This is a genomic window from Pseudomonas sp. C2.3V, assembly GCF_058536325.1.
Map to the genome: position 1 here is coordinate 307,346 of NZ_JBZUBN010000002.1, position 12,649 is coordinate 319,994.

General features: G+C 56.3%; 12 protein-coding genes and 1 pseudogene. 10 read left to right on the plus strand and 3 right to left on the minus strand.

Annotated features, from left to right (window positions below; all coding sequences use genetic code 11):
• Positions 1-4 precede the first annotated feature (4 nt).
• Complete coding sequence (locus AC4LF3_RS21215) at positions 5-1,507, plus strand: aldehyde dehydrogenase family protein (protein WP_491836662.1); 1,503 nt, start codon at positions 5-7, stop codon at positions 1,505-1,507.
• 26 nt (positions 1,508-1,533) lie between these two features.
• On the opposite strand, the gene feaR is transcribed toward AC4LF3_RS21215, so the two are convergent.
• Positions 1,534-2,475 (minus strand): transcriptional regulator FeaR, encoded by a 942-nt coding sequence (gene feaR, locus AC4LF3_RS21220; RefSeq protein WP_491836663.1) that lies wholly within the window; start codon positions 2,473-2,475, stop codon positions 1,534-1,536.
• Positions 2,476-2,845: 370 nt separating this feature from the next.
• Here feaR and AC4LF3_RS21225 point away from each other — a divergent pair, with 370 nt between their 5' ends.
• Together AC4LF3_RS21225 and AC4LF3_RS21230 are read left to right on the plus strand one after the other, a co-directional pair.
• Positions 2,846-3,163, plus strand: coding sequence for a hypothetical protein (locus tag AC4LF3_RS21225; RefSeq protein WP_491836664.1), 318 nt, complete (start codon positions 2,846-2,848; stop codon positions 3,161-3,163).
• A gap of 142 nt (positions 3,164-3,305) precedes the next feature.
• Positions 3,306-3,614: a hypothetical protein gene (locus AC4LF3_RS21230; protein ID WP_475258236.1), complete on the plus strand. Its 309-nt coding sequence runs from the start codon at positions 3,306-3,308 to the stop codon at positions 3,612-3,614.
• Between the two features lie 8 nt (positions 3,615-3,622).
• Here the strand turns inward: AC4LF3_RS21230 and AC4LF3_RS21235 are convergent, their stop codons facing one another.
• Complete coding sequence (locus AC4LF3_RS21235) at positions 3,623-4,486, minus strand: MBL fold metallo-hydrolase (RefSeq protein ID WP_491836665.1); 864 nt, start codon at positions 4,484-4,486, stop codon at positions 3,623-3,625.
• 96 nt (positions 4,487-4,582) lie between these two features.
• Here AC4LF3_RS21235 and AC4LF3_RS21240 point away from each other — a divergent pair, with 96 nt between their 5' ends.
• The 7 genes from AC4LF3_RS21240 (at position 4,583) to AC4LF3_RS21270 (ending at position 11,232) form a co-directional block, all read left to right on the plus strand.
• The gene (locus AC4LF3_RS21240) at positions 4,583-4,918 is read left to right on the plus strand and encodes an ArsR/SmtB family transcription factor (RefSeq protein ID WP_010799015.1); all 336 of its coding nucleotides are present in this window, start codon (positions 4,583-4,585) and stop codon (positions 4,916-4,918) included.
• 78 nt (positions 4,919-4,996) lie between these two features.
• Positions 4,997-6,562: a bifunctional protein tyrosine phosphatase family protein/NAD(P)/FAD-dependent oxidoreductase gene (locus tag AC4LF3_RS21245; RefSeq protein WP_491836666.1), complete on the plus strand. Its 1,566-nt coding sequence runs from the start codon at positions 4,997-4,999 to the stop codon at positions 6,560-6,562.
• 13 nt (positions 6,563-6,575) lie between these two features.
• On the plus strand, positions 6,576-7,376 hold the full coding sequence (locus AC4LF3_RS21250; protein ID WP_491836667.1) for a sulfite exporter TauE/SafE family protein: 801 nt from the start codon (positions 6,576-6,578) through the stop codon (positions 7,374-7,376).
• A gap of 208 nt (positions 7,377-7,584) precedes the next feature.
• Positions 7,585-7,911, plus strand: coding sequence for a DUF2790 domain-containing protein (locus AC4LF3_RS21255; protein ID WP_491836668.1), 327 nt, complete (start codon positions 7,585-7,587; stop codon positions 7,909-7,911).
• Between the two features lie 373 nt (positions 7,912-8,284).
• The gene (locus AC4LF3_RS21260; protein WP_491836669.1) at positions 8,285-9,697 is read left to right on the plus strand and encodes an MFS transporter; all 1,413 of its coding nucleotides are present in this window, start codon (positions 8,285-8,287) and stop codon (positions 9,695-9,697) included.
• Between the two features lie 209 nt (positions 9,698-9,906).
• Positions 9,907-10,710: a 2,5-didehydrogluconate reductase DkgB gene (gene dkgB, locus AC4LF3_RS21265; RefSeq protein ID WP_491836670.1), complete on the plus strand. Its 804-nt coding sequence runs from the start codon at positions 9,907-9,909 to the stop codon at positions 10,708-10,710.
• A gap of 102 nt (positions 10,711-10,812) precedes the next feature.
• The gene (locus AC4LF3_RS21270; protein WP_407363712.1) at positions 10,813-11,232 is read left to right on the plus strand and encodes an SRPBCC family protein; all 420 of its coding nucleotides are present in this window, start codon (positions 10,813-10,815) and stop codon (positions 11,230-11,232) included.
• A gap of 90 nt (positions 11,233-11,322) precedes the next feature.
• On the opposite strand, the pseudogene AC4LF3_RS21275 reads toward AC4LF3_RS21270, so the two are convergent.
• A pseudogene (locus tag AC4LF3_RS21275) lies at positions 11,323-12,646 on the minus strand (APC family permease).
• Positions 12,647-12,649 lie beyond the last annotated feature (3 nt).

Here is a 12,649-nt window from a genome sequence, read left to right on the forward strand (position 1 = left end):
CCTTATGTCTAATGCCGAACTCATTACGCCCCTCGAGACTGTTACCCGTTTTCTGTCGCTTACGCATTCCAGCTTCGTGGATGGCCAGCCCAGCACCGCTTCTCGCGGCGATGTCATTGCGGTAAACGATCCCGCTTCGGCCCAGGCCATTTCACAGGTAAGGCTGGCCGAGCGGGAGGAAGTAGACCGTATCGTCGAGTCCGCCCGCGCTGCGTTTGTCGCGGGCACCTGGAGCAGGGCTCGACCGGCTGATCGTGAGCGCATCCTCCTGCGCTTTGCTGATCTCGTCGAAGCCCATGGCGAGGAACTGGCGCAACTGGAAACGCTGGAACAAGGTAAATCGATCCATATTGCCCGCGCGATTGAAGTCGGCGGCGCAGTTGAATACATGCGTTACATGGCCGGGTGGGCCACCAAGCTCGAAGGGCAGACGCTCGACGTCTCGATACCTGTTCCAACCGGCGCCCGTTACAATGCCTATACGCGCCGTGAGGCAGTTGGCGTAGTGGCAGGCATCGTCCCCTGGAATTTCCCGCTCATGATCGCCCTGTGGAAAATCATGCCGGCCCTGGCCTGTGGCTGCTCCATCATCATCAAGCCCTCGGAAGAAACACCTCTTACCGTGCTGCGGGTAGCCGAGCTGGCCATAGAGGCCGGCGTTCCGCCCGGTGTGTTCAACGTACTGATCGGCCGCGGCTCGGTAGCGGGTGCCGCACTGGTGGCGCACCCCAACGTCAGCAAGGTGTCCTTTACCGGATCTACGGCCATCGGCAAGCAGATCGGGACTGCCGCCCTGCAAAACATGACACGATTCTCCCTGGAGCTCGGTGGCAAGAACCCTATGGTGCTGCTACAAGACGCCGACCTTGAAAAAGCAGTTGCAGGCGCGCTCATGGGCGGCCTGCTCAATCAGGGTCAGGTGTGCGCCGCCGCTTCGCGCATCTACGTGCCGCATGCGCTAAAAGCAGACTATGTCGAAGCGCTTAGCGCCGCGGTAAACGGCATGAAGATCGGGCCGGGACTGGACCCAACCACACAAATCAACCCGGTCGTTTCACGCCGGCACCAAGGCAGTGTTCTTCAGCATCTAGAGCTGGCACGCCAGCAAGGGGCTACTGTCACGACGGGAGGCAATGCACCCGACCTGCCCGGCTATTACGTCCAGCCTACTGTGCTGGCCAACGTTGAGCACCACATGGCGGCGGCGCGCGAGGAGATCTTCGGACCGGTATTGTCCGTTATCGCTTACGACGCACTGGATGAAGCCATCCATATGGTCAACGACAGCCAATACGGCCTCACGGCCAGTCTCTGGACCAATGATCTGACCCGTGCCATGGACCTCATTCCCCGCATCGAGGCGGGCACGGTCTGGGTCAACAGCCACGTACCGGTCGACCCGAACCTGCCTTTTGGGGGCTACAAGCAATCCGGTATTGGGCGGGAGTTCGGCCGCGGCGCTGTCGAAGCCTTTACCGAACTCAAATCCGTGTGTATTGCCTACTGAGCCTGATGAACGCGGCCTGAGCATGCTCAGGCCGTCATCGACTGGCTACGGTAGTCCCGCGGGGACCTTTCGAAGTGCTTCTTGAACGTCCGGCTGAAGTGAGCCGAGTCGGTAAAACCCCATTTGAAAGCAATGTCTGTGATCGACTCGTTGACCAGACGCTGATCGAGCAGATCGGCAGCGCTACGTGCAAGTCGGGCACGCTGGATATAACGGCAGACGCTATCGCCCTCTTCTTCGAATAGCCGATACAGCTGGCGGATGGAAATGCCTAGCTGCGCCGCCAGTTTGGCAGGGCTCAAGGACGCATCGGCCAGCTGGTCGTGGATCAGCTGTTCTACTCCGCTTCGCAGTACGCCGCCCTTGGCCTGGAGCTCAACGGCCATTGTGGGCGCACTGGCTGTCAAGGCGGGTTTCAACAGGCTGATCAGCGAATCCTGGAGCGCCTCCCCTTCATCATCCTGCCATTCCTGTGCCGGCATACCCTCGGCCAGCTGGGTACAGATCAGCCGAAGCAACCGGCCGCTGGCACTGCCTGAATTAAGCTTGCCAAAAATATGCTGTTGATCGGCCAGATGCCTGGACACCGCCTCGCGGGGAAGATGAATCGAGCAATGCTCCATCAAACCAAGCGGAGTGATTTCGCAGGTGCCTGCAGAATCAACCAGCGCCATCTCACCGGGCACCAGATCGATGGTATGCCCATGCTGCGTGATCTGTGCTCGCCCGGATCGCTGCATGACCAGAAAGCAGTATCGATCACCATCTTGATCATGCCCTCGTTTGCGAGCCAGACAGGCCGCGTTGGTCTTGACCATGGCCATTTCAAGTCCGGCTATACGCCGCTGGGTAAGCTCGCCGATAAACAGCGAACCGGTCAACGAGGGCTGCGCGGTAAACCGGCGGCCACAAAAAGCGCGAATCGTTTCTAGCCAGATCGAAAACGCATCGAGACGTTGGACTTGCATGGCATTTCACCTCGGCTGTCATTCAGCCTGTTGTTCTTGTAGATAGTTAACATGTTATCAATTTACTACGAAACTACAGAGGTTCAAGCCCTGATTCCATATGAGCTGATGACCGACCTCTCATTTCACTATGCCATGTTCCCTGCCACTGCGGCAGTTTGCGCCCGCCAAAAAAGACTAAATGGCGATAACCCGTTAAACTACGCCTTTTTTTGTTTGGATTTTGAAAGTCGAGGGGTGATTTCGAAGGCGAGGTACTACTCACGCCAATGAGCACACGCTGCCCCGAGGCCGTCCTCAATCCGCTGCAATACCTCGTCGCATTGCAAAGCGGCGACTGTTTTAGCTTGTACTGAAAGGAAGTAATACCATGGTAATGCACTACTCCACCGGCACTGATCAAGTTGCTTGCGGCCGCAGCAGTCCTAATGTCTCTACCCAGCCTGATCAGGTTACCTGCAAGACATGCCTGCGCTCGGCGGCTTATGCAGCGGCAACAGTAACCGACACTCAGGTTCAGGAGATTGCTGCTCCCGTACCGGCTGCCAAGGCACAGCCTGTTGAGCAGTCCGTAACCTACCGTACCCGTAGCGTTGCGTTTGCCGAGTGGCAAAACAAGCTGGCCGATGGCAGCCGCCTGCCTCGCGGTCGGCATTTCAAGGGGCCACAAAAGAAAGCCGCGTTCTAATACGTTGCAGGGTGCCAGCGTAAGGCATGACCTTGCCCTGGCGCCTGTATCAGGTGGCCGATCCTGGATAACTACTGCCGCCGATAGGCCAAGCCTGCCTGGGTCGTTACACTTGCCGTCCTATCCGTTACGAACAGAACACATGACCCATCGCCTCTTCACTGGTTTTATGCTCATGGCAGTCCTGCTACTAAGTGGATGCCAGAGCCGCTCGCTGACACCCGTTGAAACCACCTTGCAGGCGCGTCCCCTCCCGCTTGACCAGGTCAGCCGCCAGTCGGAATGCCGCTCCATTGCCGAGCTCTACTCCAGTTGCTACGTCGCCCTGGCAACCTGGACATACGCCAAGACCGAGCAGAAGGCCACCCCGGAGGAACTCGAAGCGGCCATGCACGCTGCCAAAGCCCGCGCATTGAAACTAAACTGCCCGACGTTCTGGGAAGAAGACTGACGCCCTGCCTAAAGGCGATTGATCGGAATTTTCAGGAAGGTCGCCCCGGACTCATCTGCAGGTGGCATTTCACCCGCCCGGATATTGATCTGGATCGACGGCAGAATAAGCGTCGGCATCGATAGCGTTGCGTCCCGACGGCTGCGCATCTCGACAAAGGCCTCTTCGGCAATACCGTCGTGCACATGGATATTGCTGGACCTTTGCTCAGCCACCGTCGTCTTCCAGCATACCTCTCGTCCAGCGGGTGGATAGTCGTGGCACAGGTACAATGTCGTCTCGGCCGGTAGCGCCAGTATCCGCTTGATGGAACGGTACAGTTGACGGGCACTGCCACCGGGAAAATCGCACCGTGCGGTTCCTACGTCAGGCATGAATAATGTGTCGCCTACGAATACCGAATGCTCCGCTACCTGATAGGCCATATCCGCGGGTGTATGCCCTGGAACATGCAGCGCACGCGCCCCTAAACGGCCAATGTGAAACAGCTCGTCCGGTTCGAAAAGATAATCGAATTGTGAGCCGTCCAACCGGAACTCAGGCTCCAGGTTGAAAACATCACGGAAAACGCCCTGAACCTGGCGGATGGGAGCGCCAATGGCAATCTTGCCTCCCAGCATACGTTTCAGGTAAGCCGATGCAGAAAGATGATCGGCGTGGGCATGGGTCTCAAGCAACCATTGCACCTTGAGACTATGCTCCTGAATAAATGCAATGATCCGGTCAGCCCCATGTGTGCTGGTTCGCCCGGCCTTGGCATCGTAATTCAATACAGAATCGATGATGGCGCATTCCGAACCATCCGCCTCGAATACCACATAGCTGATGGTAGCCGTGTCGGCATCGAAAAATGCCTGTACTAAAGGAGTCATGTCTATTACCTCTCCATCGATCTACCTTTTTACAATATATTGAATTATATATTGTATGAAAATAGACTGATTGGACGCATGACGAGGAAGGGACCAATGGCAACTCAGCTTTCTACCACCGAAGTCGCTCTGCTCAGGGCCTCTGCTTCAAAAGCCTGCACGCTGCTGAAAGCGCTGGCCAACGAAGACCGCCTCCTGCTGCTCTGTCAGCTGACTCAGGGTGAGCGCAATGTGGGCGAGCTGGAAGACCTGACGGGTATCCGCCAACCGACGCTTTCTCAACAGCTGAGCGTCCTTCGGGAAGAAGGACTGGTCAATACGCGTCGCGAAGGCAAGTACATCTATTATGCCCTTGCCAGTTTCGAGGTCGTCTCCGTCATGCAGACACTGTCCAGCCTGTACTGCGGTCAGGCCCTGAAAAGCGTGCAGTAAAGAGTCATCTCTACGTTCAACCTGTCTGCGCTAGCGCCATAGACGTTTTGTTGTTTCCTACGCTGTCTGGAGTTGCCCATGGACCACCCCATCAACCGACTCGATGAAACGTTCGCTACGTGCGGACAGCTAAAGCTCGATGACTTGCCTGGCATCGCTCAGCAAGGCTACCGCAGCATCATCTGCAATCGACCGGATCATGAAGGTGGACCAGAACAGCCTCTTAGCGAACAACTTCGGCGCCATGCCGAAGCATTGGGCTTGAGCTTTGTCTATCTCCCTGTCATACCCAGCACCCTTCATGAGGGACAGGCCCAGCAGTTACAGGCGTTACTCAGCACGCTCCCCCATCCGATTCTGGCGTTCTGTCGCACAGGTAACCGCTCTACTCAGCTGTACCGAATGGCGTGCGAGAACGAAGCGGCAAGTAGCCAATACGACGTCGTCATCATGGGCGGTGGGTCAGCTGGCATCGGCGTCGCTGCCAGCCTGCTGCGCCGCGCCCCTGAGTTGAAACTCGCCGTGGTCGAGCCCAGCGATCATCATTACTATCAACCCGCCTGGACGCTTGTAGGGGGTGGAGCCTACGACGCAGCGGACACGGTTCGCCCGATGGCCAGCGTCATGCCGCACGGTGTCACTTGGATTCAGGCATCGGTCAGCGCGTTCGCCCCGGAGCGCCAGAGCGTGCTGCTCAGCAACGGTAAGCAACTGGGTTATCAGCAACTGATCATCTGTCCCGGTCTGCAACTGGCGTGGGAGCGCATCACTGGGCTGGAAGACACGCTGGGCCAACAGGGTGTGACGTCCAATTACCGGTATGACCTGGCCCCTTACACTTGGGAGCTGGTCCGAAACCTGAGGCATGGGAAGGCGCTATTCACTCAACCGGGGATGCCGATCAAATGTGCCGGTGCGCCCCAAAAAGCCATGTACCTGTCCTGCGATCACTGGCTGCGACAAGGGGTGCTGAAGAACATCCAGGTCGAATTCAACCTGGCAGGCGCAGCGCTGTTTGGCGTACCGGCCTTTGTCCCACCTCTGATGGCGTATGTAGAGAAATATCAGGCATCACTGGCTTTTCAGTCCAATCTGGTTGCTGTCGACGGCCCTGGCAAAACCGCCTGGTTCGAAGTTACCGCCGCTGACGGTAGCGTGAGCCGTCAAGCCAAAGCGTTCGACCTCCTGCATGTGGTGCCACCGCAACAGGCACCTGATGTAGTTCGGCGTAGTACGCTGGCCGATGCGGCGGGCTGGCTTGAGGTCGATCCGGCCACCCTTCAGCATCCTCGTCATCCAGACATATTTGCCTTGGGTGATGTGTGCGGTACCAGCAACGCCAAGACGGCGGCAGCGGCACGCAAGCAGATCGTAGTCGTAGCAGAAAATCTGCTGGCCTTGCGCAAGGGGCTCCCGCTGCCAAGCCGATATGATGGTTACGGCTCCTGCCCACTTACCGTCGAAAAAGGCAAGGTGATCCTGGCCGAGTTTGGTTATGGTGGAAAGCTTTTGCCGACCTTTCCCTTTGATCCCAAGGTGCCGCGTAAATCCGCCTGGTTGCTGAAGGCCAGCGTACTGCCCCGCTTCTACTGGAACGGCATGCTCAAGGGCCGTGAGTGGCTTACCCGCTGCGCCCAGAATTAAGGGAACCCGCTTCGTGCTGCTGGCCTCTCTTCTCGGAATCGGTATTGGCCTTGTGTTAGGCCTGACAGGCGCAGGTGGAGGTATCCTGGCGATCCCGGCATTGACGCTTGGTCTGGGCTGGGCCCTCTCTCAGGCTGCTCCCGTTGCGCTGCTTGCAATCGGCATCGCGGCGACCCTGGGTGCGGTGGACGGGCTGCGAAAAGGTCTGGTGCGATATCGGGCAGCGCTACTCATGGCCGCGTTGGGACTTTGCTTTTCGCCACTTGGAAGTCAGCTGGCGCATCACTTGCCCAATCGTACCCTCATGCTTTGCTTCTGTCTGATCATGTTGTTTGTTGCCATCCGCATGCTGCTTCAGAGTCGGGCTACGGTAGATCAAGCCTGTACGACTCACGGCCCGCTTCAAAAAAATTGCATGCTGGATCCAACGACCGGACGCCTGCATTGGAATGGCCGATGCCTGGCTACGCTTTCGATCATCGGAAGCCTGTCGGGCCTGTTGACCGGTATGCTCGGTGTGGGGGGCGGCTTTCTGATCGTCCCGGCCTTGCGCCAATGCAGCGATATCCGCATGCAAGGCATCGTGGCCACTTCGCTGATGATGGTGGCGCTGATTTCCCTGGGTACCGCAGCCGGTGCGCTTTATCGCGGCGTCACGCTTGGCTTGCAAGCGGAGTTTTTCATAGGTGCCACGCTTGTAGGCATGCTTGCCGGGCGCCTGCTGTGCAAGCATTTACCGGCTTACCTCCTGCAGCGGTCGTTTGCGGTGCTTTGCCTGGGTGTCTGCGCTTACCTGCTCATGACTGTTTTCTAATCAGCTCCGATTAATCTGGTCCTGTAGCCGCAACAGAGGATTCAATCGATCAAGCTGATCTGGGATTTCAGACAGACCTTACTACCGTAAGACCACGGGAGCGCTGAGTACAGCAGACGACTATCTTAGCCAGCACACTTCCACGCTTCACCCATCATTAATAGCAATAGTTGGCACCAGTAGGATCGATTTCACGCATAGTAGGTGCGTGCGATTCAATGACCTCATCGAAACCAACCACCCCATCGAAGAGGTCATTATTATGAAATACGCCATTGCTACTGCCCTGCTTGCCTCAGCCTTCGCTACCGGCGCGTTTGCTGCAGATTCCCGTTCGGCACAAGACAACCTTCCGGTGGAACAGTATCACTACGGCATGAAGATTGATGTCGCCAAAGTCATTTCGATCGAAAAGGCCGACACGAACGACCTCAACAATGCCGAACCTGCCACCATGGTGTACCAGGATCATCAAGGCAACGTGCATAAATTGCAGTACCTGGAAAGCGTTGAACGGCAAAATACGAATGGTTGATACGACTAGTACAAAGCCCCGGCCACGCGGGGCTTTGAGACTTGGCCTGCACCAGCAGCACTCCCCGCTCCCGACTAAGCGCAACGTCCCTATCACACCTCCAGAGCAGATTTTCAGGCGGCTCTGACCTCTCGATCCGGCCATCGGACATCCGATGCTCATCCGCATGGCATAGCGCTGCGCCCCTTGCGAGTACACACCGCAGCACGATCAACTTGACAGACCTCTCCACCACACCAAAGATTACACAGCGCGTAATCGATTTACGATTTCGACTGATATTTTGATTGATCTCCAGAACTGCCTTTCTCTGACCGCTAGTTGATTTACGCGCCCATTTTGCCTGCACAAATAAAAACAAAAGGTATTGGCAATGCAGAACCAAATAACCAGCTTTCGCGATGCTCTCGATTCACATCCCGTATCACGCTATCAATGGCAGATACTGGCGTTGCTGGCGCTCTTGCTCATCAGTGACGGTTATGACGCTCAGCTACTGGGCTACGTGGTGCCATCTATCGCCCAGGAATGGGGACTGGAGAAATCGGCCTTTGGACCGGTCTTCAGTGCAAACCTGATCGGCCTAACCGTTGGCTCTCTGCTCGTTACACCACTTGCGGACCGCGTAGGTATCCGGCGAGTGCTCATGAGCTGCGTTCTGCTGTATGCCTGCCTTACCTTCGTCACCGTCTATATCGACTCGTTGCAGGGACTGGCGATACTGCGCTTTTTTTGTGGCCTGGGGATGGGCGGCGCTATGCCCAGCGCAATGGCACTGATGTCGGACTACTCACCACCCAGGTTGCGTACCCTAATGGTCACATTGGCCGCCTGTGGGTTCTCGTTTGGCGGCGCAGCGGGCGGCTTCGTAGCAGTGGCGTTCATGGATCGTTTCGGCTGGCATGCCGTATTCGTCATAGGAAGTGTAGCCCCGCTGCTGCTCTTACCTTTCCTGCTCATGCTGCTACCTGAGTCTCTGCCACGTCTGCTAAGGGATGCCCCGCCCTACGCCCGGCTGACCGCTGTCACGTCCCGCATGGTTGCCGGCTGGCAGCCGCCAGCACCAACCGTTGACAGTCAACAGGAGCCTGCCTCTGCCATAGCCGTGGTGGATCTCTTTCGCAACGGATACGCGAGACCTACCTTGTTTCTCTGGGCGACGTTTTTTGTCAGCCTGATCCTGCTGTATTTCATGATCAGCTGGTTGCCCTCTCTCCTTCAGGAAAGCGGTATGCAGCGAAACTCGGCAAACCTTGCCACGTCGATGTTTTTGTTTGCCGGTACATTGGGTGCCATGCTCCTGGCATACTTCATGGACCGGGTGGCCAGCAAGGTTCGCTTGCTGAGCTGTATCCTGGCGGGCGCAGCCGCATTTACCGTGTTGCTTGGGCTGACCCATCAGTATCAGGCCCTGCTGTTGGTATTCGTATTTGCCGCAGGCTTTTGCACCATAGGCGGTCAACTGACCTTGAATGCCTTCGCAAGCAATTTCTACCCCGCGCAGGTACGTGCAACTGGCGCAGGTTGGGCGCTGGGCATTGGCCGCTTTGGCTCGATTCTCGGGCCTCTCCTGGGTAGTCTGCTGCTCGGCCTGCATTTGCCAGCCCAAACCATCATTGTGCTGGCTGCTATTCCGGCTATCCTGGCCGCCTTGCTGATTCTCAACGTTAAAACCCCCTCACATAACGCGACGCCCATTAGGCAACATGACCATGGTTCCTCACACGGGCCCATCCAGCGCTCCAGTGATCAACCGCCGACGCTCAAAGGTGAGGCGCCTCTGTAATCGATCACCTCAAGTTCCGCTGGGGCAGACGACCAACGTCCTGCCCCGCCTGACTTCAGAAAGGCCTTCTCCCCTTAATCCTTGAGTAAAAATCAAAAGTATTCTGAGGATTAAGGGCTTATTCAGATGATATCAACCGATCACACTGAGCTCCGAACCCTTTGCTTGGGACGCAGCCGTGTCCCTCCAATCCTTTCGGAGAGCCCGTTATGAGTATTCCTTCCTTTGGCCTTGGCACCTTCCGCCTCACAGGACAGACCGTCATCAACTCGGTACGCCACGCTCTTGACTTGGGCTATCGTGCAATCGATACCGCACAGATCTACAACAACGAAGCAGACATTGGGCAAGCGATTGCCGAAAGCGGTATCGCACGCGAACAACTCTTTATCACGACGAAAATCTGGGTAGACCACTACGCCAAAGACAAACTGACTCCCAGCCTGCAGGAAAGCCTGAAAAAACTCCGGACCGACTTCGTGGATCTGACGTTGATCCACTGGCCCGCACCGGGTAATGGTGTGGGGCTACCCGAATTTATGGAAGCATTGGCCCAGGCGCAGCACCAGGGCCTGACACGCCAGATCGGTATCTCCAACTTCAACATCGAACTGACCCGACAAGCCATCGACATTGTTGGTACAGATGCCATTGCCACCAACCAGATTGAGCTTAGCCCTTACCTGCAGAACCGTAAGCTTGTTCAATATTTGCAGGAGCAGAATATTCCAGTGACCTCCTATATGACTCTGGCCTACGGGAAGGTACTCAAGGACCCTGTCATTAATGCCATTGCCCATAAGCATCAGGCAACGCCAGCGCAGGTTACGCTCTCTTGGGCGTTACAGCTGGGATATGCAGTCATCCCTTCCTCGACCAAGTTAGAGAATCTGGCCAGCAATCTGTTAGCCCAAGAGCTGCGTCTGGATCAGGAGGACATGGCAAAAATCGCCTTACTTGAGCGAAACGCTCGTGAGGTCAGCCCTGAAGGGCTCGCACCCGCTTGGGATTAATCACCTGCATGACCGTAACGTACGGTACTCTTCGAATGCCGTTCTATTGTCTTCAGGCCGAATGCTGGCCTGCCCTGTTTCTTTCATGCTAGGAGAATCGCTGTGACCAACGCCTATGCTTCGATCGAGATCAATGTGGATGCTGAGCAGATATGGCAACTTATGGGAGGCTTCGGCTCCCTGCCTGACTGGCTGCCGTTTGTAGTCGAAAGTCAGCTGAGTGAAGGGGGTCGGGTCCGGCATCTGAAGGATATCGAAGGTAACGTCATCATTGAGCGGCTGTTAAGCTTTAACGAGGCTGAAAAAAGCTACCGTTACACCATCATTGAAGGACCTGCTCCGATCAAGGATTACGACTCTACGCTGCGTGTACTCACGAATGTATCGGGAAAAAGCGCCAAGGTTGAATGGTTCTGTACCTTTACAGCGACCCATATCAGTCAGGCGGAGGCTGAAAGTCTATTCACGCAGTTCTACCAAGATGGGCTGACGGCGCTCAAGCAGGCAGTCGAGGCTCGGTAGCCGCTTGAAAACATAAAAGCAACGATACGCCTGCTTTTGCAACCTCACGGCGGCCCTTCGAGGCCTGCCGTGATAAACCTGAACGGCCCGCTACTCCGCTTCGCTGAACTGCATTTCCGGCGGCTGAGTACGAAACCCGTGCGTGAGTTTGCCCAGGTAGATAACTCCGAGTGTGAGCCAGCTCAACCCTAAGAGAATGGCCATCGAGTCCAGGCTGATCATGAGGTAGAGATCTGCGCTGAGCCCCAGCAACGGGCAGATGAGAAACAACAGGATTTCACGTATACCGCGCTGAGTCGCACCGAGATAAAAGTGAAAGATTACCGCAAGGTTCACCAGGCTGAACGCAAGAAATGCGCCGAAGTTGATGAACGAGGTCGATGTCGCTACATCCAGCTTCAATGCCAGTAACGCAACAACGCCACACAGGAACAGATTGTTGACCGGCGTACCGAAGCGCCTTGAAAGCTGCCCGAAAAACGACTGGGGAAGCACACCGTCCCGCCCCATGGCAAACAGTAGCCGTGAGACGCTGGCCTGCGCAGCCATACCAGACGTGAACTGCCCTACAATCAGCCCCATCAGAAACAGCGAAACAAAGATATCGCCGCCAATGTTACGGGCAATCTCATAAGCTGCAGAGTCGACATTGGCGAACGCCATGCCTGGGTGTACCCGCTGGACCCAGTAAGATGCCAGGATAAACACCAGTCCACCGACTAGAGTAACCAGCAGGATTGCCTTGGGTATCGTACGCTCCGCATTCCGGGTTTCCTCCGTCAGGGTACTTACGGCATCGAATCCAAGAAACGAATAGCAGGCTATTGCCGCGCCGCTCATGACCAGCGGCCACTGCAAATGACCGTCCGTAAACGGTGCCAGCGTGAACAACGGCTCGCCAGAGCCCTGTACATAATGGACGCACAGTACTACAAAGGCAGCCAGTACCAGGAATTGAACCAGCATCAAGGCTGTATTAATCGTACTGGCGAGCTTGAGCCCCACTACGTTGATCACCGTAGTAAGTGCGATGAAAGCCCAATACCCAAACCGCTTGAGGGATAGCGGGAAATGCGGAACTCAGGTAGGCAGCTCCAATCAGCCAGATCGCCATAGGCAGAAACAGGTAGTCCAGAAGAACCGCCCAGCCGGCGATAAAGCCCAGCTTGGGGCTTATAGCCTTGCGTACATAGGTATACGCGGAACCTGAAACCGGAAACGCCGCCGCCATGCGACCATAACTGATGGCGGTAAACAACATGGCAACCAGCGCTACCAGGTAGGCGGAAGGCACATGCCCACCTGTATTCTGGGCAAGAATTCCAAACGTGCCGAGCACAATGATGGGCGTCATGTAAGCGATGCCGAACAGCATCACCGCCCCTAACGAAAGGGTGCGTTGCAGATGGGCCATGAA

Coding starts and splice junctions, on each gene's coding strand:
- feaR (WP_491836663.1), bottom strand. CDS start 2,475: ATGCAAGTCCAACGTCTCGATGCGTTTTCGATCTGGCTAGAAACGATT.
- AC4LF3_RS21230 (WP_475258236.1), top strand. CDS start 3,306: ATGACCCATCGCCTCTTCACTGGTTTTATGCTCATGGCAGTCCTGCTA.
- dkgB (WP_491836670.1), top strand. CDS start 9,907: ATGAGTATTCCTTCCTTTGGCCTTGGCACCTTCCGCCTCACAGGACAG.
- AC4LF3_RS21260 (WP_491836669.1), top strand. CDS start 8,285: ATGCAGAACCAAATAACCAGCTTTCGCGATGCTCTCGATTCACATCCC.
- AC4LF3_RS21240 (WP_010799015.1), top strand. CDS start 4,583: ATGGCAACTCAGCTTTCTACCACCGAAGTCGCTCTGCTCAGGGCCTCT.
- AC4LF3_RS21245 (WP_491836666.1), top strand. CDS start 4,997: ATGGACCACCCCATCAACCGACTCGATGAAACGTTCGCTACGTGCGGA.
- AC4LF3_RS21225 (WP_491836664.1), top strand. CDS start 2,846: ATGGTAATGCACTACTCCACCGGCACTGATCAAGTTGCTTGCGGCCGC.
- AC4LF3_RS21215 (WP_491836662.1), top strand. CDS start 5: ATGTCTAATGCCGAACTCATTACGCCCCTCGAGACTGTTACCCGTTTT.
- AC4LF3_RS21235 (WP_491836665.1), bottom strand. CDS start 4,486: ATGACTCCTTTAGTACAGGCATTTTTCGATGCCGACACGGCTACCATC.